Raw genomic sequence first — 22926 nt, 5'->3', positions numbered from 1 at the left:
CCGCTCACTCCGGCCGCAGCCACACCGCACCGAGCGGCGGCAGCACCACGGTGGCGCTCGCCGGGAGGCCCTGCAACGGCTCCCCGTCCGCGAGGACCGGGCCGGCGTTGACCGTGCCGCTGCCCCCGTACGCGGCGGAGTCGGTGTTGAGGACTTCCCGCCACCGGCCGGCCGTAGGCAGCGCGAGCCGGAAGCCGTAGCGCGGAGTCGGCTGGAAGTTGTAGACGCAGACCAGGAGTTCACCCGCGGAGCCGTACCGCACGAACGAGTACACGTTGTCCTCGGCGGCGTCCGCGTCGATCCAGCGGAACCCCTCGGGGTCGCCGTCCCTGCTCCACAGCGCCGGGTCTCCGGTGTAGCGGTGGTTGAGGTCCCGTACCAGGTCGCGTACGCCCGCGTGCGGGGCGTGCCGCAGCATCGACCAGTCCGGGCCGCTCTCGTGCGACCACTCCGTGTCCTGCGCGAACTCCTGTCCCATGAAAAGGAGTTGCTTGCCGGGGAACGCCCACATGAAGCCCAGGAACGCGCGCAGGTTGGCGAGCTGCTGCCAGCGGTCGCCGGGCATCTTGGTGAGCAGCGAGCCCTTGCCGTGCACGACCTCGTCGTGGCTGATCGGCAGGGTGTAGTGCTCGGCATAGGCGTACATCATCGGGAACGTCATCCGGTGGTGGTGGTACTGGCGGTGCACCGGGTCCTCGGCCATGTAGGACAGCGCGTCGTGCATCCACCCCATGTTCCACTTCAGGCCGAAGCCGAGCCCGCCGTGGTCGGTGCGCCGTGTCACGCCGTCCCAGGCGGTGGACTCCTCGGCGATGGTGACCACGCCGGGGCAGCGCCGGGCGACGGTCGCGTTCATCTCCTGGAGGAACTCCACGGCCTCCAGGTGCTCGCGGCCGCCGTACGCGTTGGGCTGCCACTGCCCGGGCTCGCGGGAGTAGTCGAGGTAGAGCATGGACGCCACCGCGTCCACCCGCACCCCGTCGATGTGGAACTCCTCGCACCAGTAAGTGGCGTTCGCCACAAGGAAGTTGCGCACCTCGGGCCGGCCGTAGTCGAAGACGAGGGTGCCCCAGTCGGGGTGCTCGCCGCGCCGCGGGTCGCCGTGCTCGTACAGGGTGGTGCCGTCGAAGCGGGCCAGGGCCCAGTCGTCGCGCGGGAAGTGCGCCGGGACCCAGTCGACGATCACGCCGATGCCGGACTGGTGCAGGGTGTCGACGAGGTGGCGGAAGTCGTCGGGGGTGCCGAGCGCGGCCATCGGCGCGAAGTAGGAGGTGACCTGGTAGCCCCAGGAGCCGCCGAAGGGGTGCTCGGCGACCGGCAGGAACTCCACGTGGGTGAAGCCCAGCGCCTTCAGATAGGCGGGCAGCTCACGCGCGATGCCGCGGTAGCCGAGCCCGGGCCGCCAGGAGCCGAGGTGCATCTCGTACACGCTCATCGGCGCCCGCTCGGCCGGCGCGGTGCCGCGCCGGGCCAGCCACGCGGCGTCGCCCCACCGGTGGGTGGAGGTGTGCACCACGGACGCGGTGCCGGGCGCGGACTCGGCGGCCGAGGCCAGCGGGTCGGCCTTCTGGATCCACTCGCCGCGCTGGGTGAGGACCTCGTATTTGTAGCGCTCCCCGTCGCCGACGCCCGGCACGAACAGCTCCCACACCCCGCACGCGCCGAGCGAGCGCATGGGGTGCGCGGCGCCGTCCCAGTGGTTGAGGTCGCCGGTCAGCCGCACGGCGCGCGCGTTCGGCGCCCACACCGCGAAAGCCGTGCCGGTGACGGACCCGCCCTCGCCGTCGTGCGTACGGGTGGTGGCGCCGAGCACCCGCCACAGCTCCTCGTGCCGGCCCTCCCTGATCAGATGCAGGTCGAGCTCGCCGAGGGTGGGAGCGAAGCGGTATGGGTCGTCGTAGCGGAAGACGGTGGCGCCGTAGTGCGCCTCGACCCGGTAGTCCAGGGGGCCCTCGCCGGGCACCAGGCCGGTGAAGACCCCGCCGGCCTGGTGGACGAGTGCGGCGAGCGGCGCGCCGTCGGGGCGGGTGAGCGTCACGGCGTTGGCGAACGGCCGCAGCACCCGCACCACCGTGCCGCCCGGCGCCGGGTGGGCGCCGAGCAGGGCGTGCGGATCGCTGACCTCGCCCGTGACCAGGCGTTTGAGGTCGGTGGCGGCGAGCTGCGTGGAGGGCTTGGTTGCGGTGGTCACGACTGCGGGTTCCCGTCCGTGAAGATGTGGGCGACCTGCCGGCGCGGGTCGAGGCGTACGTAGTTGTCGCGGCCCCACTGGAAGGTCTCGCCGGACAGCGCGTCGCGCACCGCGAAAGTGTCCGAGCGCTCCAGGCCGAGCGCCGGCAGATCCAGGCACACGGTCGCCTCGCGGACGCTGTGCGGGTCGAGGTTGATCACCACGAGCACCCAGTCGTCGCCGGAGGAGTCGGCGGCGCCGTCGGCCCGTTTGGAGAAGCAGACCACCGCGTCGTTGTCGGTGCGGTGGAAGCGCAGATTGCGCAGCTGGTGCAGGGCGGGGTGGGCGCGGCGCACCCTGTTGAGGGTGCGGATCAGCGGGACGAGGGTGTCCGTCGCGCCGTCCCAGTCGCGCGGCCGGTACTGGAACTTCTCGGAGTTCAGGTACTCCTCGCTCGCCGGGCCCGCCGGCACGTTCTCGTACAGCTCGAAACCGGCGTACAGGCCCCAGCTGGGTCCGGCCATCGCGGCGAGCACCGCGCGCACCGCGAAGGCGGGCCGGCCGCCGTACTGGAGGTAGGCGTTGAGTATGTCCGGGGTGTTCACGAACAGATTGGGGCGCAGATACGCCGCGCTCTCCTCGCCGCCGAGCCCGGCCAGCTCCGCGAGGTAGGACTCCACCTCGTCCTTGGAGTTGCGCCAGGTGAAGTACGAGTACGACTGGTGGAAGCCGGTCCTCGCCAGGGTGTGCAGCATCGCGGGCCGGGTGAAGGCCTCCGCGAGGAACAGGACATCGGGGTCGCTCTCGTGGACCGCCTCGATCAGGCGCTCCCAGAAGGCGACCGGCTTGGTGTGCGGGTTGTCCACGCGGAAGATCCGCACCCCGTGCGCCATCCAGTGCCGCAGCACGCGCAGGCACTCGTGGTGCAGCCCGTCGGGGTCGGTGTCGAAGTCGACGGGGTAGATGTCCTGGTACTTCTTCGGCGGGTTCTCGGCGTACGCGATCGTCCCGTCGGGCCGGTGGCGGAACCACTCGGGATGCTCGGTGACCCAGGGGTGGTCGGGCGAGCACTGGAGCGCGAAGTCGAGCGCGACCTCGATGCCGAGCCCGGCGGCGACCGCCACGAAGTGGTCGAAGTCGTCGAGGGTGCCGAGGTCGGGGTGGATCGCGTCGTGGCCGCCGGCCGCAGAGCCGATCGCCCACGGCGAGCCCGGGTCGTGCGGGCCCGCGGTGAGCGTGTTGTCGGGGCCCTTGCGGTGGGTGGTGCCGATGGGGTGCACCGGCGGCAGATAGACCACGTCGAAGCCCATGCCGGCGATGGCGTGCAGACGCTCGGACGCGGTACGGAACGTGCCGCTGACCGGCGCGGGCGGCACCCCGTCGGCGTCGGCCGCGGTGGCGATCACGGCGCCTTCGGAGCGCGGGAACATCTCGTACCAGGCGCCGTACAGGGCGCGCTCGCGGTCGACCCGCAGCGGATATTCGGCGGACACCGTCAGCAGCTCGCGCACCGGGCGCGCGGTGAGCAGCGCCGTCACGATGGGGCGAAGCGCCACGGTGAGCCGGTCCTGGGCGGGCAGCGCGGCGTCCCGCAGGGTGCGGGCGGCCGCGACCAGCGGGGTGGCCTCACGGGTGTCGAAGGCGTCGGCGGCGCGTTCGAGCAGCAACGCCCCCTCTTCCAGGACCAGTTCGACGTCCTGGCCCGCCGGGACCTTGATCTCGGCGGCGTGCCGCCAGGTCGCCACCGGGTCGCTCCACGCCTCGACGCGGTAGGTCCAGTCGCCCTCGCGATCGGCGCTGACCCGCGCCGCGTACCGGTCGGTGCCGGGGGCGAGCAGACGCATCGGGCTCCACTCGCCCGCGGTGCCGTCCGGGCCGGTGAGGACGACGTTGGCGGCGACGGCGTCGTGGCCCTCGCGGAAGACGGTCGCCGAGACCTCGAACACCTCGCCGGGCACGGCCCGGGCGGGCCGGCGCCCGTCGTCGACGCGGGGGCGCACGTCGACCACCGGGATCCGGCCCACGGTCGGCGCGAACGTCCGCGTCCCGGCCGGCTTCGCCACCGGGGCGGGCCGTTCGGTGCGGGCGGCCGGGGCGGCGGCCGCCGTGGTCCGTACGGGCGCCCTGCCGTTCTTCGGCATGGTGGTGCCTTTCATCGTGGTGTGCCTCCTCGCACCGGGGTGCGGTCTCAGGGAAGGGGTGCGGTCGACGGCGTGCGGTCGGGGACGGGCGGTCACCTGCGGATGGCGCTGGTGCCGTTGCTGACCTCGGAGATGATCCGGCGGTACCCCGCGACCAGCGGATGGTGCGGGTAGGCCGTGCTGAACAGGCGCTCACCGGCGAGGGACGCCATCTCGGGTGCGTAGGGCAGCACGGCGGTCACTTTGGTGGCGTACGCGCTCTCCACCTCGGCGCGCATCCGCTCGCCCACGCCGCCGTCCGGGGCGAGGTTGACGGCGACGCTCATCCGTACACAGCCGAGCCGCCCGGCGAGCGCCATCGTCTCGCCGGCGCCGGCGAGGTCGAGGCGGTCTGCCCGGGTCAGGATGACCAGGACGTCCGCGCTGGCCATCGCGGTCACCGTCTCGTTGTTGAACCCGGCGTGCGTGTCGAGGAGCAGCACGTCCAGGGCGAGCGAGTCGATGAGCCGGTCGAAGCCCTCGCGCAGCAGGCCCACGTCGTAGCCGCGGCCCATGATCTCGTTGACCCCGGCCGCGCGGTTCCTGGCCGGCACGAGGAAGAGGCCGCCGTGGCCCGCGTCGGTGTCTGCGGGGTAGGCGGCGTCCTCGATCTCGCAGCGCCCCACCAGATAGTCGGTGAGCGAACGGCGTACCGGCGCCATCGCGTCGCTGAACATCACGTCGAGGGACGGCGTCTGGATGTCGGTGTCCACCAGGGCGACCCGGCGGCCCGCGGAGGCCAGGAGCAGCGCCAGGTTGGCGGCCGTGCTCGACTTGCCCGTCCCCCCTCGGTAGGAGTGCACGGTGATGATCTGAGACATGGTTTCCACCCGGTAGTTCGGTGAGGCGCGGCAGGCACAGGCGGGTCCGGTGCTGGGTCAGACCGCGCCCTCGGGCCGCCGCCAGTGGACGGCCATCATCGTGATGTCGTCGGACTGCTCGGCGGGGCCGACGAACTCGCCGAGCGCCCCGTCCATGTGGTCGAGCAGCTCGTCGCCGCTGAGCGCCGCCTCGGTGAGGTGGCGCAGCATCCGGTCCTCACCGAAGAACTCACCCGTCGCCGAACGCGCCTCGGTCACCCCGTCGGTGTAGATGAACAGGGTGTCTCCGGGGCGGAACTGGGTGTAGCCCAGCGAGAAGGTGACGTCGGGGATGACGCCGACGGCGGGCCCGGTCGGGTTGAGCAGCACCGGTTCGGCGCCGTCGCCGCTGACCAGGACCGGCGGGTTGTGGCCGCCGTTGATGTAGACGAGGTTGCCGGTGACCGGGTCGAGGACGCCGAAGAACATCGTGGCGAAGTAGCCCTGCCGGATGTGGTTGCGGGTGAGGTAGTTGTTGGTGCCGACGACGGCGTTGAGCAGCGGGGTGGCGCCGACGACGGGGATGGCGCGGCTCTGCTCCTGCCAGGCGGCGTCCTCGCCGAGCAGGTCCGCGGCGATCAGGTTCTGCAGGCCGCTCTGCTCGGCGGTGTGCCGCAGCAGGCTGCGGATGAGCGCCATGAACAGGGCGGCGCCGACGCCCTTGTCGCAGACGTCGGCGACGACCAGGGCCAGACGCCGCTTGTTGACGAGTTCGAAGACGTCGTAGAAGTCCCCGGCCACGGTCCGCGCGGGCCGGAACCGGACGTTGATCTCCCATCCGTCGGGGCTGGGCAGCGAGTCCGGCAGAAACCCCATCTGGATTTCCCGCCCGATCTCCAACTCCCGCTCGTAGCCGAGGAGTTCGGCGTGTGCGGCGACGTCCTGCACGGTTCGGCTGAGCTGCGCGTGCTCATGGCAGTTGCGCAGCCGGGCCCGTATCAGGTCTGGGTAGAAGGGCGGCACCAGATAGTCGGAGCCGGCGTGCACATGGCTGCCGAGCAGATGCAGGTCGTGTTCGGCGAAGGCGACGACGGTGGGGCTGTTGCCCTCGTCGTCCAGTCGCCGCGTCACCGCCCGCACGGTGTGGGGGGAGACGTCGGCGTGCACGAGGAGCACCTCCGTCCCGGGGACCTGCCCGTGCTGGGCGCCGAGCACGTCCCCGGGGGTGCGCACGCGTACCCGGGCGCCCACGGTGTGGAGCGCCTTGAGGAGCTCGGCGGGCGCGTTGCGGCCTTCATCCAGTACCAGCACGTTTGTCTGTGACATCTCGTCCCATCTATCCGCTCGGCGGCCTGTTCACCGCGAGGGTGCTCACGTTGCGTCCGGCCACCAGGCGGTAGCCGAAGCAGTCCACCGCCGTGAACGCGAGGTAGACGCCGAGCCCGCCGACCTGCCGCTCGGCGAGCGGCAGGTCGAGGGCGGGCGGCTGCATGCCCTGCCGTGGGTCGAAGGCGGGGGCGTCGTCCTCGAAGCGGACCCACACCCGGGCCGGGGTGATGCCCCCGGCCACCACGATCTCGCCGGGTGCCCCGTGATAGCCGTGCATCACGATGTTGGTGGCGAGCTCGTCCGCGGCGAGCCGCAGCCGGTACACCGAGTCCTGGGGCAGTCGGGACTCGGCGCACAGAGCTAGCACGAACTCCGCGATCCGGTCGAGCTGTTCGAGCTCGGCCGGCACGTGCAGAGTGGCCTGCGGCAGGGCGGGTTCCGCCATCTCGGGCATCACGGCACCGAAGTCCAGCGCCATCTGGGACCGCCTCCCCTTCAGGCGTCGACGAGGTCGATGCTGTAGTCGAAGCCCGCGAGGCGAATCGTGCGGGCCACGGAGTCGGCGGCGCCGACCACGGCGATGCGGGTGCCGTCGCCCATGTGCTGGCGGGCGAAGACCAGCGAGCGCAGGCCCGCGCTGGAGAGGTAGGTGAGGTGTTCGGCGCGGATCACCAGCTCGACGGAGCCGGCCTGCGCGGCGCTGGTGATGGTCTCGTGGAACTGGGGGGCGGTCTTGGCGTCGAGTTCGCCCTTGAGCTCGATGGTGGCGACGCGGTCGTTGATCCGCAGCCTGGCGTCGAACGTCACGGTGTCTCCTCAGGAGGGTTGGCTGGTACGGGTGGCGGGGGCGCGGCCGACGAGGACCACCACGGAGTGCGGGCCCAGGTGGTACCGGCCGGGGTGGTCGAGCGGCGGTTCCGCGCCGAGCGGGTGGGCCGCGGCGGCGGAGGTGTCGGCGAACAGGTGCCACCTCTCGTCACCGGGCAGCTGGGGCAGCTCCAGGTCGTGGGCCTCCCAGTGCGCGTTGATCCCGACGTAGACGTGGTCGTCGGCGACGGTGCCGCCCTTGGCGTGCCGGCCGCAGCGCAGCATGCCGAGGATGCGGCTGTGCGCGGACCAGTCGGGCTGCCAGGCGCGCACCCCGTGCCAGCTGACCTCGGGCAGGCCGCTGCCCACGCGGTCGGCGCCGCCCGGGTGCTCGGCGCCGCGCAGCACGGGGTGCGCGTGCCGGAAGGCCGTCAACGCCCGTACGAAAGCGAGCAGTTCGGCGTTGGCGTCGACCAGGCCCCAGTCGAACCACGACAGCTCGTTGTCCTGGCAGTAGGTGTTGTTGTTGCCGAGCTGGGTGCGCCCCACCTCGTCGCCGGCCAGGAGCATCGGCACGCCCTGGCTGGTGAGCAGCAGCGCCATCATGTTCTTCATCTGCCGCAGCCTGAGGTCGCGTACGTGCGCGGAGGCGCTCGGGCCCTCCTCGCCGCAGTTCCAGCTGTGGTTGTCGTTGCCGCCGTCGCCGTTGTTCTCGCCGTTGGCCTCGTTGTGCTTGTCGTTGTACGAGACGAGGTCGGCGAGGGTGAAGCCGTCGTGCGCGGTGACGAAGTTGACCGACGCGGTCGCGGTGCGGCCCTGGTAGAGGTCGGGGGAGCCGGCCATGCGGGTGGCGAGCTCGCCGACGAGACCGGGCTCGCCCTTGACGAAGCGGCGCACCACATCGCGGTACTTGCCGTTCCACTCCGACCAGCGGCCGTAGTTGGGGAAGTGCCCGACCTGGTAGAGCCCGGCGGCGTCCCACGCCTCGGCGATCAGCTTGGTGTGGCGCAGCACCGGGTCGTAGGCGAGCTGTTCCAGGAGCGGCGGGTTGGGCAGCGGGGTGCCGTCCTGCGCGCGGTCGAGGATGGCCGCCAGATCGAAGCGGAAGCCGTCGATGTGGTACTCGGAGACCCAATAGCGCAGACACGAGAGCACGAAGTCGCGGACGACCGGGTGGTTGCAGTTGACGGTGTTGCCGGTGCCGCTGAAGTTGTAGTACTCGCCGTGCGGCGTGAGCATGTAGTACGTGGCGTTGTCGAGGCCGCGGAAGGAGATGGTCGGGCCCTGCTCGTTGCCTTCGGCGGTGTGGTTGAACACCACGTCGAGCATGACCTCGATGCCGGCCTTGTGGAACTCCTTGACCAGGGACTTGAACTCGTCGGCCTGCATCCCGAAGCGTCCGGTCGCGGCGTAGCCGGCCTTGGGGGCGAAGAAGGAGACGGTGTTGTAGCCCCAGTAGTTGTACAGCCGGTCGCCGGTCACCGGGTTGGTGCGCGGGTTGTCCAGCTCGTCGAACTCGAAGACGGGCAGCAACTCCACGCAGTTGACGCCCAGTTCACGCAGGTAGGGGATCTTGTCGCGGAGGCCGGCGTAGGTGCCGGGGGCGTCCACGCCGGAGGAGGGGTGGCGGGTGAAGCCGCGGACGTGGGTCTCGTAGATGACGAGGTCCTCGCCGGGGATGCCGAGCGGCATGTCCTCGCCCCAGTCGAAGTCGTCGTCGGCGACCTGGGCGCGGTACTGGTAGATGTCGTCCCAGTCCGGCTCGGCGCCCCACACCTCGCGCCCCGAAAGACGCCGGGCGTACGGGTCGCTCAGGACGCGCTGCCGGTCGAAGCGGTCGCCGGCCGCCGGGTCGAAGGGCCCGTCCGCGCGGAACCCGTACTCCAGGTTCTCCGCGTCGAGACCGAACACCGTCATCGCGTACACGCTGCCGATGCGGAACTCCGGCGGGAACGCGAGCTCCGCGAACGGCTCGGGTGAGCCCTTGTCGAAGAGGACCAGGCTCATCGCGGTGGCGCGGTCGGAGTAGACGGAGAAGTTGATTCCGCCCGCCACCGGGACGGCGCCGTAGGGGAAGAGCCGTCCGGCCCGTACCCGGTGGGCGCCGATCCGCCGGGTCGGGAAGGAGTCGACGCGTTCGCGCGTCTCGGAGGTGGTCATCGCGCGGCGCGTTCCAGCTCGACGTCGAGATCATCGGCGATCTTGAAGAAGTCGAGGAAGCCGGTGGCGTTCATGACGAACCTGACCTCGTCGGAGAGTCCGATGAGCACGATCTCGGCCGCGACCTGTTGGGCCCGCCGGTGCACGATGAGCAGGGTCCGCAGTCCCGCGCTGGAGATGTAGGTGACGCCGGTCAGGTCGATCAGGACTTCTGCGAACTCCACGATAAAAGGCAGCAGTTGGGCCTGGAGGCCCCCGGAGGTGGTGGAGTTGATCTCCCCTTCGAGCGCGATCACCGTGGCCTTGCCCACGGTCCGGGTGGTGACGTGCACGGTCATCGGGCCACCTCCGCAGGTGTGTTCGCGGCGAGCCGGACGCGGACCTTGATCCGTCCGGAGGTCTCGGGCAGCCGCACGGTCAGGGTTGCGCTGTCGTAGTCGGTGTGCGGCTCGCCGTCGATGTCCACCGCGTCGATGCGCACCGAGCCCGGCGGCAGCAGGTCGGGCGCGACCCGCAGCAGACCGTCCTCCACCAGGGCCGGGTCGGGCTTGAACCAGAAGTCCATCGCCTTGCCGTTGACCAGCAGGTTGTTGTAGACCGCGGCCAGGTAGCACAGCTCCGCCGAGTGGTACATCGACATCGAGTGGCTGCCCTTGAGCCGCTCCACACCCAGCAGGTACGGCAGCCCGCTGGCGAGGGTGTTGAAGTAGACGGCGCCCTCGTCGTGGTCGAGGAAGAAGGCGTTGTAGAAGGCCTGCGCGTCCCGGGCCTCGGTGGCGAACGCGGCGCGTCCGGTCACGCCGTGCAGGATGAGGTAGGCGAGGATCGCCTGCTCCTGCTGCCACCACGCCTTGCGGTCGTGCCAGGTGAAGCGGAACGCGTCCTCGCCGTCCGCCCTGACCCGCTCGACGACGTCGTACCAGCCGCCGCGCTGACGGTCGGCGCCGACCTCGGGCATCGACTCGGCGATGGAGGCGGCCGTCTGGAGGTAACTGTCCTTGGGACGCAGGGAGTTCATGCGCGCCAGGTTCCAGGCGATCTTCAGGTTGTGGCCGACGACGGCCCGGTTCTGCTGCCAGCCGTGCGTGGTGTCGTGCGACCAGTCCTTGTGGAAGCGCTCCTGTACGAACGGGCTGTGCTTGAGGTCGGGGAAGCGCTCCACGATGGTGTCGAAGGTGTACTCCAGCATGTCGGCGTAGCTCTGCTCACCGGTCGCCAGATACAGGTTGATCAGATACGCCGGCGCGTGGTCGCCGACCGAGTTCCAGTTCTTGCGGGCCTTGTTGGGGCCGAGCGAGTCGTGCTCGGGGCTCAGCAGGATCGGGTCGATGTGCGAGAAGTAGCCGCCGTGCTCGGGGTCGAGGTAGAACCGGTCGAAGAGCCGGATGGTGGCGTCCGCGTCGGCCTTGATACGGGGGTCGCCGGTTATCCGGTACGTCTGCACCGGGCCCGCGAGCGCGTAGATCTGCTCGTACGCCGGCAGCGCGTCGTAGTCGTCGGAGAACTCCGAGGTGAACAGCTTGGTCTCGGTCTCCCCGTCGACCTTGAGGCCGTGGTACCAGTACACGACGTTCTCGTCGGTGTCGACGAAGCGCATGTGCTCGCGCAGGTACTCGGTGCCGCGCTCGGCGACCTCCAGGTACTGGTCGTCCCCCGTCAGCAGGAACGCCGAGGCCATCCCGTACACGAGCCGCGAGATGGTGTCGGTCTCCTGGACGTGGCTCGCGGTCTTCTCGCCGCCGAGCCGGATCTCGGTGCGGTAGCGGGAGAAGTCGACGGGCCCGTCACCGAACTGGGCCTTGCGGTAGAACGCGGCGATCTCCTCGATCTGCCGGACCCACCAGCCCTCCTCCTCGAAGCGGAAGTCGTCGGCGCCGCGGCCCACGAAGATCAGCCGCTTCGCCTCGAAGCGGGTGGTCTCGCTCCCCGGGTAGAAGACGCCGTACGCGAAGACGAACCGGCCCGGCTCGATCAGCTCGTCGATGTGCCCGGAGGCGTCCTGGTAGGGCTCGCCCAGGTTGTGCAGCAGCTCGGCGCTGGGGCCTCCGTCGAGGTCCACCTCGAACTCCCGGCCGTCCGCGGTGCTCAGCGTGAAGCGGCGCTTGTCCTGGTCGAAGGCGGTCACCCGCCCGGCGACCGTGTCGGAGAACGTGAAATTCACAGCGTTGGACATGGATGTCTCCCAGTCAGTGGTTGCTTGCGGCGTCGCTCACCGCGGGGGCCCGGCTCTCCACGAGGATCTGGCAGGTGATCCCGCCCACCAGGACCCCTTCGATGAGCACGGTGGGCAGTGCGCCGCCGGCGACGCCGAACAGCACGAAGGCCGCGCCGAGGCCGAGCCGGGACCATGAGCGCAGGTCGCCCCGGCGCCCCACGTTGAGCAGATGGATGGCGCCCACCCCGAAGAGGAAGGCCGCCATGCCGAAGCAGAGCACCGGCCCGCCGTCCAGGGGCATCCGGCCGCCGCCGTTGGCGGCCTGCGCGGCGAGCAGCCCGCCGACGCCGGTCACCGTGATACCGCCGTGCACGAAGAGGTGGCCGTAGACGTACGCCTGGCCGGTGAGCCGCCACTTGCGCAGCGGGCTCGCGTCGACGTGGTCGAAGACCAGCCACCACTGGCCGGCGGCGATCAGGAAGGACCCCGCCACCACGGCCAGGGTCCCGCCGCGCAGCCCGCTGGCCGCGATCCCGATCGCGTTGAGCGCCACGACCTCGCCGAGCACGATGATGGTGAACAGGCCGAACCGTTCCGGCACGTGGGACACGTTGAAGGGCACCTTGGCGATCGCCGAGGTGGACACGATCGGGGTGAGCAGCTCCACCGTCACCCCGGTCGCCCACAGCGCGTAGCAGTACGGCGCCGGCACCAGCGCCGAGACCCCCCAGATCACCGCGCCGAACCCATACCCCTGGAGGAAGCGGGTGGTCAGGGGCCGCGCCCGCGGTACGTGGTAGTGGGCGCGCAGATACAGGCCGAGCAGGATCAGCCGCACCACGAAGTAGGCGAGCGAGAACCGTTTCGCGCCGGGTCCGCCGGCGAAGGCGGTCGGCACGGCCACCGACAGGGTCAGCACCGCCATCATCGCGGCGATCATGATCAGCCGGTAGACGCGGTCGTCGTTGTCGAAGCGGTCGGCGTAGAAGGTGTAGCAGACCCAGCTCCACCACACCGGTACGAACAGCGCGGTGAACCGCAGCACCCCCGCCCAGGTCGGTGCGTGCAGCAGCACCTCGGTGAGCTCGGCGACCGCCACCACGAAGACCAGGTCGAAGAAGAGCTCGAGCGGGGAAGCGGCACGGTGGTGGCCCTCGTTGGACACCCTCAGCCGCACCCGGCCGCGGCGCAGCCGCACCTTGCCGGTGTAGGTACCACGCGCGACGCCCGCCTCGGGCGCGTCCAGGACCCCCCGCATGCCGATCAGCCCCCGGCGACCTGGGTGTGGGCCTCGTCGTGGTAGCCCTTGATCTCGGTGATCAGGCCGTCGTCACCGACCCGGAAGGTGTCGATGCCGCGGTCCTCGACCCTCCCGCCGTCCTTCTTGTGGGCGGTGATGTGGAAGCTGAACGCGGCCTCGTCGCCGGTGACCACCACATCGGTGACCCGGAACTCGACGCGGTCGATCACCTCGAAGACCCCGTCGAAGAAGCCGACGACAGCGGCCCTGCCCTGGTTGGCGGGGGCGCCGACCGGCTCGTACTGGACGACGTCCTCGGCGAGCAGGGCGGCGAAACCGTCCCGGTCCTTCTTGCTGAAGCTCTCCGCGTAGCCGTCGACGGCGGCGCGTATCTGCTGCTGGTTGGGCATGGCCTCTCCTAGCGGTGTCGGTCGGCCGCTTCGATCGCGCGGACGAAGGTGTCCATGAACCGGTCGGTCATCTCGGGGTGCTTGGCCGTGACGAGATCGCCGTCGACCACCAGCTCCGCGGTGCCGTCGCCCTCGTAGACGACCTCGGCGCCCGCGTTCTCGACGTCACAGACGATGTTGTGGGCGCAGGTGACCCGGCGGCCTTCGAGGAGCTGCCGGTCGGCGCAGAGCAGCCACAAGGAGTGGCAGATCGTGCCGACCTTCAGGCCCTCCACGGCCATCGCCGCACGCAGGAACTCCACGGCCGGCGCCTTGTTGCGGCTGCGGGGACCTGCCACCTGGGCCTGGTAGCGCAGCCGGTCCATGGCATACGCGCCGATCAGGATCACGCCGTCGTAGTCGGCCGGGTCGATCGAGGCGACCTCGGTGGTGACGGTGATGTGCTCCTCGACAGAGCCGTTGTCGGGGTTGCTGCCGAAGGTCAGCGACGGCTGGCCCCACAGGTGCGAGACGTACTCGACCGTGTAGCCCTGGCTGGGGAAGTACCCGTTGAACGCGCGGAACTCGCTCTGGTCGAAGTGCTCCTCGATCAGGACCGCGATCCTCCCCTTCGCCGCCGGCGCGGGGCTCATCCGTCCAGGCCCAGCGGTGCGAGCAGCTGGTGCGGGTCGAAGAAGGCGTTGACCTCCTTGATGAGGCCGCCCTCGATACGGAACATGTTCATCCCGCGGACCGTGATGTGCCCGCCGGTGGGGGCCGCGCCCATGAACACACCGCGGTGGGTGCCGGTGATGGTGAACGACGCGGCGACCTTGTCGCCCTGCTCCAGGAGGTCGTCGATGGTGAAGACGCGGTCCGGGAACCCGCCGTACCAGCGCAGCGCGAACTCCTTGTACGCCGGCAGGCCGTGGATGCCGTCCGGGGAGATGGGGTTGTTGAACACCACGTCGGGCGCCATGATCCGGTCGGCGATCTGGAGGTCGCCGGGGGCGGTCAGGAACTGCTCGTAGTAGAGCCGGACGAGCTTGGATCCCTCGTCGGTGACGTCGGCCATGAGTGAACTCCTCGTGCGAAACGGTCGGTTGACTGCCACGTGCCCGGCCCGGGCCGTGGAAGGGGGGGTACGGCCCGGGCCGGGAGTACCGGGCGGGCTCAGGCGTTCTGAAGGAACCACTCCGCGGCGCGCTCACCGATGACGTAACAGGTGAGGTTGGGGTTGGCGCTGACGTGCGTCGGCATCACGGAGGCGTCGACCACGTTCAGGTTCTGTACGCCGTGCACCCGCAGACGCTGGTCGACGACGGCGGTGGAGTCCTCGGCGGAGCCCATCTTGGCGGTGCCGACCGGGTGCCACAGGGTGGCGGAGTTCTCCCGGATGTAGTCGAGCAGCTGCGCGTCGTCATCGACTTGACGCTGCGTCAGCTTGTCCGAGAGACCCGACGACAGGTCCTGGATCTGCTTGGAGTTGGCGATCTCCCAGGAGAGCCGCACGCCGTCGAGGGCGATCTTGCGGTCGGCCTCCGTGCCGTAGGAGTTGAGGGCGATCTCCGGGTGGACGCCCGGGTCGGCGCTGCGCAGCGACACCCGGCCGCGGCACTGCGGCTTCTGGAGCACGCTCATCACGCTGATCGGACGGTGGGTGACCGGGACGTAGCGGCTGACGAAGTACAGCTGCATGTCGTTGAACTGCTGCGAACCCGGGTTGGTGTACCGCACCAGGACCTGGACATCCGGGTCGTCGGGGTCGGTGACGCCGTCCTTGGGCAGCAGGCCCACGGTGATCTGCTGGTGCTCGATGAGGTTCTCGCCCACGTTCGGCTGGTCGAGGACGACCTCGATGCCGAGCGCGCGCAGCTGCTCCTGCGGGCCGATGCCCGAACGCAGCAGAATCGCGGGCGAGTTGAGGGCGCCGGCGGACAGGGTGACCTGGTCGCCGTAGACCTTCTCCAGCCGGCCGCCGCTCTCCACCTCGACGCCGACCGCCTTGGTGCCCTCGAACAGCACGCGGTGCACGGTGGCGCCCGAGCGGATGGTGAGGTTCTTCCGCTTGCGGGCCTCGGTGAGGTACGCGATCGCGGTGGAGATCCGCACGTCGCCGCGGCGGTTCATCGGGATCGGGCCGACCCCGGTGGACTCCGGGTCGTTGTGGTCCTCGACGTAGTCGAAGCCCTGGTCGATGCAGGCTTCGAGGTAGGCGGCCTGGAAGGGGACCAGCTCGTCGCGGGTGTGGCGCACGATCGGGGTGGGGCCGCCCTTGCCGTGCAGCGGCCCGCCGAAGTCCTGGTCGTCCTCGATCGCGCGGAAGTACGGCAGCATCGAGCTCCACGACCACTGGTCGTTGCCCAGCTGGGCCCACTCGTCGTAGTCCGCCGGGATGCCGCGCAGCGCGATCGCCCCGTTGACGGCCGAGCAGCCGCCGGCCACCTTGCCGCGGGCGTAGGTGAGGGACCGGCCGGGCACGGCCTCGGCCGAGTAGCCCCAGTCGTGGTCCTCCACGGACACGGTGCGGGCGTTGGTGATGTCGCCCGGGATGTCGGCGTTGTCGGCCCAGTCGGGCCCGGCCTCCAGGAGCAGGACGGTGACGCCGGAGTTCTCCGTGAGCCTGCTGGCCAGGACGGCGCCGGACGAGCCGGCACCGACGACTATGTGGTCATACTTCATGGGTTCTCCCTCTCGGACCGCTGCCGGGTTCCGGGGTCACAGACCCGGGAACTCATCGGTCTCGATCCAGGTCTCGATGGCCTGTTTCTCCGCGAGATCGACGTACTCGTACCGGACTCCCATGGCGTCGGGCTCCGTGATGATCCAGTCCGGGGTGGCGCCCTCGGCGCTGCGGGACACCGCCTCGATGCCGATGCCCTCGGCCCGGAGCTTCTCCATCCGGCCGTCCATGTCGGCCTCCCAGAACCCCAGATAGAGGATCTGGCCCTCCTTCGCGGAGGAATAGATTCCCTCGTCCCCGTCCGATTCGATCAACTCGAAATACGGCGGGCCCTGCTTCGAGAAAGCGACGTGCACGACCTGCTCGTGCGGATGTGGATCCTCGATGCGCGGATTCGTCACGTGCGCGGGCTTGGTGAAATCGAGGCCGTGCATACGCGAGTAGTACTCGATCGCCTTTTCCAGATCGGGAACGACGACACCGATGTGGAAGTAGGGCTGCTCGCTCATATCTGCTCCCTGGATTTCCCGTTCACATCTCGACCGGGTCGTACGCGTCGAGCTGCGGGGGGTTCGCGAGATACGTCAGCATCGTCGGGACGATGTCCGCGAGGTATTCCTTCGCGCTGTGTTCGGCGAGCGCCGCCTCGTCCACGTACTGCTCGACGACGAGGTACCTGCGGGGCGTGGTGCGGTGGCGTACGAACTCGAACACCGGGGTGCCGGGCTCATGCGCCCGGACATGGTCCACCAGGGAGTTCAGGATCTTCTCGAAGGGCTCTTCGTTGCCCTCTGCGACGTCCAGGACGGTGGTGCACGTGATCACGGGTCCTCCAGTCTGCTCGGCCGGCGGAAGCGGTCAGTACAGCGGCGGAAGCAGGATGTCCGCGGTCTCGTCCTGGATCTTGGCCTCGGCCTCGGGGTAGCCGAAGAGCTCGGTGCCGACCACGTCGAAGAGGGCGTGGCCCTCGGCGGCGCGGGTGTCGAACCACATCGACATCTCCTTGCCGACCTCGTCGCCGAAGAGGTGGTTCACCATCGCGAGGGTGCCGGCGTTGATCGACGCGGCGCCCGCGGTGGTCCAGATGCGGTCCTCGGGCGCGCCGAGCCACATGCGGCGCGGCTCGACGACGTTGGCGCCCTCCTCCTTGAGGCGGCGCGAGATGGGCGGGCTGCACGTCACCGGGGTCTTGCCGAGGATGCCGGCGCGCTGCAGGATGCCGACGCCGACGCAGTTGGCGCCGATGAACTTCCCGTTGACGTGGTGGTGGCGGATCGTGTCGAGGATCCGCTCGTTCTTGGTGGCGACGCCGGAGCCGCGGCCGCCGGGGATGTACAGGACGTCGTAGAGGTCGTTGTCCTGGAGCACCGCGTGCGGCTCGACCTTCGCGCCCATCTGCATGGTGACCGGACCCTCTTCGAGGGCCACCAGCTTGACCTCGATGTCCTGGTCCTGCGTTTCCTTCAGGTAGACCGCGACACCGATCAGTATCTCCCAGGGAATGATGGTGTCGGACTCGCTGCACCGGTCGTACGCGAGCACACCGATGCTCTTGATGTCGGTCATGGAATACCACTCCATTTCGTTCCGGATTACCGGACCGCGGCATTCACCCGACGAGCGGGGAGCACACGGAATTACCGGTCGTGGAGACGAAGCTAGCGCGCCGGGGAAATGGGGTGAGAGCTGTCCGCGGATACTTCCTGACCTCCGGGGAACAGGTCCCGCCCGCGCCGCACCCCCCAGCTGCTCGGTGCCGGGCGCACCGACAGCCTGTCCGGCGTTCGAGGACGAGGCCGTTCAGGCCGAACGGCGTCTGGGGCGGAGCCCCAGGAACCCCGCTGTTGTCTGCGGACCGTGCCCGCGTCTCGCGCAGTTCCCCGCGCCCCTGGCGGGACTGGTGCAGGCCGGCATGCAAACGGTCGCGCCCCCGGAGGGAACGGGCGTGCGGGCGAGTTCACTAAAGTCGATGCGGATTTCTGGCCGTCCGCACGGGCCGGCATGGAGCCTGACGCCATGACAACTGAGAGCTCCGAGCTGCTGTCTCGGTCATCCAGCGAGCCCAAGGGGGCTCCGCGGAGCACCCGGACGGCGGGTCGTTTCGCCGGCATCGTCGTGGGCAACTTCCTGGTCCTGCTCGACGCCTCCATCCTGAACGTGGCCGTGCCCGACCTGCGCGCGGATCTGCACGCCTCGGCGAGCGCCCTGCCCTGGACCGTGGACGCCTACACCGTGGTGTTCGCCGGCCTGATGCTGGCCGCCGGTTCCCTCGCGGACCGCTGGGGGCCGCGCCGGATCTACCGGGCCGCCCTGATCTCCTTCGGTGTCATCTCGGCGCTGTGCGCCGCCGCGGACTCCGCCGGCCTGCTGATCGTGGGACGCGCCCTGCTCGGCGTCGCCGCCGCGGGCCTCGTGCCGGCCTCGCTCGCGCTGCTCGCGGGGCTCTACCCCGACCCCGCCAAACGCTCCCGCGCGGTCGGCGCGTGGGCGGCGATCAGCGCCCTCGGCCTGGTCTCCGGCCCGGTCCTCGGTGGCGCTCTTGTCGCCCTGGGCGGCTGGCAGTTGGTGTTTCTCGTCAACCCGCCGATCGCGCTGATCACCGTGGTGCTGGCCCGGAAGCTCTCGGCCGACAAGCCCTCCACACACCGCAAGGTCGACTACCCGGGCCTCGTGCTGTCCATCGCCGGCCTCGGCGCACTGACCTTCGGTCTCGTCGACGGCGGCACCGACGGCTGGGCGCGCCCCGTGCCGCTCGCCGCCATCGTCATCGCCCTCCTGGCCTTCGCCGCGCTCGCCGTGGTGGAGCGCCGCGCGGACGAGCCCGTGCTGCCCCCGGCGCTGCTCTCGCTCTCCCGGGTGCGGGCCGACATGGTCGCCGCGTCCGCCGCCTCGTTCGCGTTCTACGGGCTGCTGTTCGCGATGACCCAGTGGATGGTCGAGGATCGCCACATGTCCGCGCTCCAGACCGGCCTGGCGTTCCTGCCCATGACGCTGCCGCTCGCGATCCTGCCGTTCTTCACCGGCCGCCTCGTCGCGCGGATCGGCACCCGGCCGCTCATCCTGTTCGGGCTCGCCGCCGGCGCGCTCTCCGGCACCATCCTGTCGTTCTCCGGAACCGACACCCCGCTGGCGCTGCTCGTCGCAGCCCAGATCGCCCTCGCCCTGTGCGCCACCACCGCGATCCCCGCCTCGACCGCCGACATGGCGGGCGCCGCACCGCAGCGCCACGCCGCCACCGCGCAGGGAGCGCTCAACGCCTCGCGCCAGGCCGGTTCGGCGCTCGGCGTCGCCGTGCTCGGCACGCTGGCCTCGATGCACCAGATCGGCCTCGCCGTCGTCGTGCTCGGCCTCGGCTCGCTGCTCGTGGTGGTCCTGCTCAGCCGGTCCAAGGCCGCGCAGAACGCCTGAACGGCCCGGCAGTACCCGCCACTCCACCCCTCCTCGCCCCCTGACGAAAGGAAGCGAGCCATGACCACCGCCCAGGACGAGACCGTCAAGGCCCCGGCCAAGCGCAACGTCGCCTGGATCCGCGCCGCGCTCCAGACCGCGATAGAGCTGGAGCACTCCACGCTGCCGATCTACACCTCGGCCATGCTCTCGCTCGAAGTGCAGAACTACACCAGCTACAACACCGTCCGCAGCGTGCTGATGGAGGAGATGGTCCACATGGCCATCGCGGGCAACATGCTCGCGGCCATCGGCGGCCGTCCCCGCATCAAGGACCTCGATCCGGCGTTCCCCCGCCGCGGCCTGCCCGGCGGTGTGGAGCCCGACCTGTACATCGGGCTCGCCTCGCTCTCCAAGCCGCAGCTGCGCAACTTCATGCGCCTGGAGTCGCCGCTGTTCCTGCTGCCCGACGAGTACAGCCACGAGGACTTCCCGACCATCGGCAAGCTCTACTCGCAGATCAAGGAAGCGATCGTCGAGAACGCCGACGAGCTGCGCGCCGCGGTCAAGGGCGGCGGCATCGCCAACCAGGTCGGCGACAACATCGGCTTCAAGACCATCGTGCCGACTCCCGGTGTCGACCCCGTCGACCAGCTCCTCGAAGGCATCGACGAGATCCTGGAGCAGGGCGAGGGCGCGACCAGCGGCACCATCCAGGCCGGCGCCTCCTTCCAGCACGAGGAGTCGCACTACGGCAAGTTCGCCGAACTCTGGTACGGCCGCGAATACCGCGCGCCCGAGCCGCCCCTCGAGCTCACCTCCGACACCGAGGCCGTGCACTTCCAGGGCAGTCGCCTGGACTGGCCCGCCGTCGTCAACACCCTCGCCGTGCCCGCCGACGGCTACGCCAAGATCCTCGCCGCCGACCCCGACGGCGCCGAAGTCGAGGCGGAGCTGGCCCAGTTCGACCAGACGTACACCGGCATGATGGTCCACCTCGACGAGTTGTGGAACGGCTCACCCGTCACCCAGTGGCCCACCTTCGGCGAAGCCGTCCACCACATGGTGAAGTTCCGCGTGTTCTCCTGCTTCACCTTCATGCGCCGCCAGATCCCGCAGTCCGTCATCGACGACCTGCCGCGCCTGTACCCGGCCGAGTTCGGCTTCATCAACACCTACACCGACCTGAGCAAGCCGGTCTTCTACGGCCCGCGCTTCCGTAATCTCGCCGCCGCCCAGGCCTGAGCCCGCAGCAGGAGATCCCATGCCCCGCACCAAGACGGTCCTTGTCGTTCTCACCAGCCACGCGGAGCTGGGCGACACGGGCCGCGCCACCGGCTACTACCTGCCCGAAGTCGCCCATCCCTGGCGGGTGTTCACCGATGCCGGGTACCGCGTCGACCTCGCGTCCGTGCAGGGCGGCACCCCGCCGGCATCCGGCGTCGACCTGTCCGACGAGATCCAGAAGGCGTTCCTCTCCGACCCCGAGATGGCCGTCAAGCTCGCCGACACACTGAGCCCCGAGGCCATCGACCCGGACGCCTACGACGCGATCTTCTTCGCGGGCGGCCACGGCACCATGTGGGACTTCCCCGGCTCGACGGCGCTCGCCGAGCACGCCCGTGACGTCTACGAGGCGGGCGGCGTCGTCGCGGCGCTCTGTCACGGCCCGGCGGCCCTGGTCGGCGTACGGCTCTCGGACGGACGTCCGCTGGTCGAGGGCAAGCGGCTGACGGCGTTCAGCAACGCCGAGGAGTCCGCGGTCGGCCTCACCGACGTGGTGCCGTTCGCGCTCCAGACCGCGCTGGAGGAGCTGGGCGCCCAGCACGAGGCCGCCGCCACCGAGTTCGCCGCGCACGCGGTGACCGACGGGCGCCTGGTCACCGGCCAGAACCCGGCGTCGGCCACCGACACCGCCCTGGCGACCGTGCTCGTCCTGGCCGGCACATGACACTCTCCGCCCCGGGGCCCGCGCGAGCGGCGTCCGGCGTCGCCGCGCCCCCGGCGGCGGCCGCCCCCGTCGCGCCCCTGGCCGTCACCGCCGACCGCACCCGCTGGTTCGTCCTCGGGGTCGGCCTGATCTGCACGTTCCTCGTCGTGGGCGGCGCCTCCATCGCCAACCTCGCGATGCCCTCGCTCCAGCAGACCCTCCATGTCGGCTTCGGCACCGCGCAGTTCGTGGTCGCCGGATACGGCCTGGTGTACGCGGTGTTCCTGATCACCGGCGGCCGGCTCGGCGACGTGTCGGGGCGCCGCCGGGTGCTGCTCGGCGGACTCGTCCTGTTCACCGCGGCCGTCCTGGTCAGCGGCCTCGCACCCAACGCGCCCGTCCTCATCGGGGCGCGCCTGGTCCAGGGCTTCGGCGCCGCGCTGATCTACCCGCAGATCCTGTCGATCATCCAGGACACCTTCGAGGGCAAGGAACGCAACTTCGCACTCGGCCTGTTCGGCGCCACCATCGGCGTGGCCATCGTGGCGGGCCAGCTCATCGGCGGCGCCCTGATCCAGCTCGACCTGGGCGGCCTCGCCTGGCGCCCCGCCTTCCTCGTCCTCGTACCGATCGGCGCCGCCGCGCTGGTCACCGGCGCCCGTGTGATGGCCCCCGACCGGCCCGCAGGCCGCGACCACATCGACCTCGCGGGCACCGGCCTGCTCGGCACCTCGCTCCTGCTGCTCGTCCTTCCCCTCCTGATCGGGCCCGGCGCGGGCTGGGCCTGGTGGACGTGGGCGATGTTCGCGGCGGCGGTCCCGATGTTCGCGCTCTTCGTACGCTACGAGGGCTCCCTGGTACGCCGGGGCCGCACCCCGCTGCTTCGCCCCGCCCTCTTCCGCCAGCGCGCGTTCGCCGTCGGCACCGTCATCGGGGTGCTGTACTTCATCACCATCGTGGGCCTCGCCGTCTACACCTCGCTGACCTTCCAGGTGGGCCTCGGACTCGACCCCCTCCAGGCGGGGCTCGCCTTCGCCCCCGTAGGCATCGCCTTCTTCCTCTCCTCGCTCGTGGTGCCGCGCCTGGTGCCCCGGCTCGGCCGCGCCGTCCTGACCATCGGACACGTCCTGCTCCTCGGCGGCCTGCTCTCCGCCTGGCTCACCGCGCACCTCGCGGGACCGGGTCTGACGGCCTGGAGCCTGGGCCTGCCGCTGCTGCTCGTGGGCACCGCCCAGGGCCTGACGATGTCCCCGCTCATCGGGATCGTCCTGACCGGCATCCGGCCCGAGGACAAGGGCTCCGCGTCCGGCGCGCTGACCACCGCCTTCCAGATCGGCCAGGCCCTCGGCGTCGCCGGCATCGGTACGGTCTTCTCCATGCTGGGCGCCCACCCGGGGCCCGGCGCCGGCACCGACCGCTACCGCATCGCCTTCCAGGCGGCCCTGTTCCTGATGGCGGGCCTCACCCTGGTCTCGCTGCTCCTGGTCTTCCTGCTGCCCACCCCGCACGACAGCCGGCCCCACCACCACTTCCTGTGGCTGCGGCACGGCCGGCGCACCGGCCTCGCTCACGCCCTTTACCTGCTGACGGGTGGTCATGCGGTCGGCCGTCTGACCCACTGGTTCCACCACCACGGGGATCACCCCCAGGGGGACGGCCTCACCGCGGGCCGCTCCCACGACGAAGGGACGTAAGC

Annotated in this window: 21 protein-coding genes; 4 read left to right on the top strand and 17 right to left on the bottom strand. The window is 70.5% G+C overall.

Annotated features, from left to right (window positions below):
- Window positions 1-4: 4 nt before the first annotated feature.
- The 17 genes from glgB to AB0D31_RS22280 all read right to left on the bottom strand — a co-directional run bounded on the left by glgB (window position 5) and on the right by AB0D31_RS22280 (window position 17479).
- The gene (glgB, locus tag AB0D31_RS22360; RefSeq protein WP_362725818.1) at window positions 5-2191 is read right to left on the bottom strand and encodes a 1,4-alpha-glucan branching protein GlgB; all 2187 of its coding nucleotides are present in this window, start codon (window positions 2189-2191) and stop codon (window positions 5-7) included.
- Window positions 2188-4326 carry an alpha-1,4-glucan--maltose-1-phosphate maltosyltransferase gene (locus AB0D31_RS22355; RefSeq protein WP_362725816.1) on the bottom strand — a complete coding sequence of 713 codons (2139 nt, stop codon included), beginning with the start codon at window positions 4324-4326 and terminating at the stop codon, window positions 2188-2190. The genes glgB and AB0D31_RS22355 overlap by 4 nt, the downstream gene beginning before the upstream one ends.
- A 77-nt stretch (window positions 4327-4403) precedes the next feature.
- A complete protein-coding gene (locus AB0D31_RS22350; protein WP_362725813.1) occupies window positions 4404-5171 on the bottom strand; it encodes a MinD/ParA family protein in 768 nt (255 codons plus the stop codon).
- Window positions 5172-5228: 57 nt separating this feature from the next.
- The gene (locus AB0D31_RS22345) at window positions 5229-6476 is read right to left on the bottom strand and encodes a SpoIIE family protein phosphatase (protein WP_362725810.1); all 1248 of its coding nucleotides are present in this window, start codon (window positions 6474-6476) and stop codon (window positions 5229-5231) included.
- A gap of 10 nt (window positions 6477-6486) precedes the next feature.
- A complete protein-coding gene (locus AB0D31_RS22340; RefSeq protein ID WP_362725807.1) occupies window positions 6487-6957 on the bottom strand; it encodes an ATP-binding protein in 471 nt (156 codons plus the stop codon).
- 17 nt (window positions 6958-6974) lie between these two features.
- Complete coding sequence (locus AB0D31_RS22335; protein ID WP_328311913.1) at window positions 6975-7286, bottom strand: STAS domain-containing protein; 312 nt, start codon at window positions 7284-7286, stop codon at window positions 6975-6977.
- A gap of 9 nt (window positions 7287-7295) precedes the next feature.
- Entirely contained in the window at window positions 7296-9446 is a 2151-nt protein-coding gene (gene glgX, locus AB0D31_RS22330) for a glycogen debranching protein GlgX (protein WP_362725804.1), read from the bottom strand.
- Entirely contained in the window at window positions 9443-9784 is a 342-nt protein-coding gene (locus AB0D31_RS22325) for an STAS domain-containing protein (protein WP_267058946.1), read from the bottom strand. Before AB0D31_RS22325 ends, glgX begins: the two co-directional genes overlap by 4 nt.
- A complete protein-coding gene (locus tag AB0D31_RS22320) occupies window positions 9781-11619 on the bottom strand; it encodes an AGE family epimerase/isomerase (RefSeq protein WP_362725801.1) in 1839 nt (612 codons plus the stop codon). Before AB0D31_RS22320 ends, AB0D31_RS22325 begins: the two co-directional genes overlap by 4 nt.
- A gap of 13 nt (window positions 11620-11632) precedes the next feature.
- Window positions 11633-12859 carry a low temperature requirement protein A gene (locus AB0D31_RS22315; RefSeq protein ID WP_362725798.1) on the bottom strand — a complete coding sequence of 409 codons (1227 nt, stop codon included), beginning with the start codon at window positions 12857-12859 and terminating at the stop codon, window positions 11633-11635.
- Window positions 12860-12864: 5 nt separating this feature from the next.
- Window positions 12865-13251 (bottom strand): nuclear transport factor 2 family protein, encoded by a 387-nt coding sequence (locus AB0D31_RS22310; RefSeq protein ID WP_362725795.1) that lies wholly within the window; start codon window positions 13249-13251, stop codon window positions 12865-12867.
- Between the two features lie 8 nt (window positions 13252-13259).
- Window positions 13260-13883: a DJ-1/PfpI family protein gene (locus AB0D31_RS22305; protein ID WP_362725792.1), complete on the bottom strand. Its 624-nt coding sequence runs from the start codon at window positions 13881-13883 to the stop codon at window positions 13260-13262.
- Window positions 13880-14305, bottom strand: coding sequence for an ester cyclase (locus AB0D31_RS22300; protein WP_362725789.1), 426 nt, complete (start codon window positions 14303-14305; stop codon window positions 13880-13882). The genes AB0D31_RS22305 and AB0D31_RS22300 overlap by 4 nt, the downstream gene beginning before the upstream one ends.
- Window positions 14306-14403: 98 nt before the next feature.
- On the bottom strand, window positions 14404-15912 hold the full coding sequence (locus tag AB0D31_RS22295) for a GMC family oxidoreductase N-terminal domain-containing protein (protein WP_362725786.1): 1509 nt from the start codon (window positions 15910-15912) through the stop codon (window positions 14404-14406).
- Between the two features lie 36 nt (window positions 15913-15948).
- Window positions 15949-16422 carry a VOC family protein gene (locus tag AB0D31_RS22290; protein WP_362725784.1) on the bottom strand — a complete coding sequence of 158 codons (474 nt, stop codon included), beginning with the start codon at window positions 16420-16422 and terminating at the stop codon, window positions 15949-15951.
- 22 nt (window positions 16423-16444) lie between these two features.
- Window positions 16445-16738, bottom strand: coding sequence for a putative quinol monooxygenase (locus AB0D31_RS22285; protein WP_362725781.1), 294 nt, complete (start codon window positions 16736-16738; stop codon window positions 16445-16447).
- Window positions 16739-16771: 33 nt separating this feature from the next.
- Window positions 16772-17479 (bottom strand): DJ-1/PfpI family protein, encoded by a 708-nt coding sequence (locus AB0D31_RS22280; protein ID WP_362725778.1) that lies wholly within the window; start codon window positions 17477-17479, stop codon window positions 16772-16774.
- A 450-nt stretch (window positions 17480-17929) separates the two neighbouring features.
- On the opposite strand from AB0D31_RS22280, the gene AB0D31_RS22275 reads away from it, so the two are divergent.
- From AB0D31_RS22275 to AB0D31_RS22260, 4 genes are read left to right on the top strand one after another with little or no spacing between them, the layout of a single operon-like run.
- Window positions 17930-19321: an MFS transporter gene (locus AB0D31_RS22275; protein ID WP_362725775.1), complete on the top strand. Its 1392-nt coding sequence runs from the start codon at window positions 17930-17932 to the stop codon at window positions 19319-19321.
- Window positions 19322-19381: 60 nt separating this feature from the next.
- Window positions 19382-20545, top strand: coding sequence for a ferritin-like protein (locus tag AB0D31_RS22270; protein ID WP_362725772.1), 1164 nt, complete (start codon window positions 19382-19384; stop codon window positions 20543-20545).
- A 19-nt stretch (window positions 20546-20564) separates the two neighbouring features.
- Window positions 20565-21251 (top strand): type 1 glutamine amidotransferase domain-containing protein, encoded by a 687-nt coding sequence (locus tag AB0D31_RS22265; protein WP_362725769.1) that lies wholly within the window; start codon window positions 20565-20567, stop codon window positions 21249-21251.
- A complete protein-coding gene (locus AB0D31_RS22260) occupies window positions 21248-22924 on the top strand; it encodes an MFS transporter (protein WP_362725766.1) in 1677 nt (558 codons plus the stop codon). The genes AB0D31_RS22265 and AB0D31_RS22260 overlap by 4 nt, the downstream gene beginning before the upstream one ends.
- Window positions 22925-22926: the final 2 nt, after the last annotated feature.

The organism is Streptomyces sp. NPDC048361, from assembly GCF_040651795.1.
GTDB lineage: Bacteria > Actinomycetota > Actinomycetes > Streptomycetales > Streptomycetaceae > Streptomyces.
The sequence above is the reverse complement of the archived record's forward strand: the minus strand, read 5'-3'. Positions and strand labels throughout refer to the sequence as shown.

Excerpts from the sequence above, each read along its gene's own strand:
- AB0D31_RS22355 (WP_362725816.1), bottom strand. The coding sequence starts at position 4,326 with ATGAAAGGCACCACCATGCCGAAGAACGGCAGGGCGCCCGTACGGACC.
- AB0D31_RS22350 (WP_362725813.1), bottom strand. The coding sequence starts at position 5,171 with ATGTCTCAGATCATCACCGTGCACTCCTACCGAGGGGGGACGGGCAAG.
- AB0D31_RS22345 (WP_362725810.1), bottom strand. The coding sequence starts at position 6,476 with ATGTCACAGACAAACGTGCTGGTACTGGATGAAGGCCGCAACGCGCCC.
- AB0D31_RS22340 (WP_362725807.1), bottom strand. The coding sequence starts at position 6,957 with ATGGCGCTGGACTTCGGTGCCGTGATGCCCGAGATGGCGGAACCCGCC.
- glgX (WP_362725804.1), bottom strand. The coding sequence starts at position 9,446 with ATGACCACCTCCGAGACGCGCGAACGCGTCGACTCCTTCCCGACCCGG.
- AB0D31_RS22325 (WP_267058946.1), bottom strand. The coding sequence starts at position 9,784 with ATGACCGTGCACGTCACCACCCGGACCGTGGGCAAGGCCACGGTGATC.
- AB0D31_RS22320 (WP_362725801.1), bottom strand. The coding sequence starts at position 11,619 with ATGTCCAACGCTGTGAATTTCACGTTCTCCGACACGGTCGCCGGGCGG.
- AB0D31_RS22315 (WP_362725798.1), bottom strand. The coding sequence starts at position 12,859 with ATGCGGGGGGTCCTGGACGCGCCCGAGGCGGGCGTCGCGCGTGGTACC.
- AB0D31_RS22310 (WP_362725795.1), bottom strand. The coding sequence starts at position 13,251 with ATGCCCAACCAGCAGCAGATACGCGCCGCCGTCGACGGCTACGCGGAG.
- AB0D31_RS22305 (WP_362725792.1), bottom strand. The coding sequence starts at position 13,883 with ATGAGCCCCGCGCCGGCGGCGAAGGGGAGGATCGCGGTCCTGATCGAG.
- AB0D31_RS22300 (WP_362725789.1), bottom strand. The coding sequence starts at position 14,305 with ATGGCCGACGTCACCGACGAGGGATCCAAGCTCGTCCGGCTCTACTAC.
- AB0D31_RS22295 (WP_362725786.1), bottom strand. The coding sequence starts at position 15,912 with ATGAAGTATGACCACATAGTCGTCGGTGCCGGCTCGTCCGGCGCCGTC.
- AB0D31_RS22290 (WP_362725784.1), bottom strand. The coding sequence starts at position 16,422 with ATGAGCGAGCAGCCCTACTTCCACATCGGTGTCGTCGTTCCCGATCTG.
- AB0D31_RS22280 (WP_362725778.1), bottom strand. The coding sequence starts at position 17,479 with ATGACCGACATCAAGAGCATCGGTGTGCTCGCGTACGACCGGTGCAGC.
- AB0D31_RS22275 (WP_362725775.1), top strand. The coding sequence starts at position 17,930 with ATGACAACTGAGAGCTCCGAGCTGCTGTCTCGGTCATCCAGCGAGCCC.
- AB0D31_RS22270 (WP_362725772.1), top strand. The coding sequence starts at position 19,382 with ATGACCACCGCCCAGGACGAGACCGTCAAGGCCCCGGCCAAGCGCAAC.
- AB0D31_RS22265 (WP_362725769.1), top strand. The coding sequence starts at position 20,565 with ATGCCCCGCACCAAGACGGTCCTTGTCGTTCTCACCAGCCACGCGGAG.
- AB0D31_RS22260 (WP_362725766.1), top strand. The coding sequence starts at position 21,248 with ATGACACTCTCCGCCCCGGGGCCCGCGCGAGCGGCGTCCGGCGTCGCC.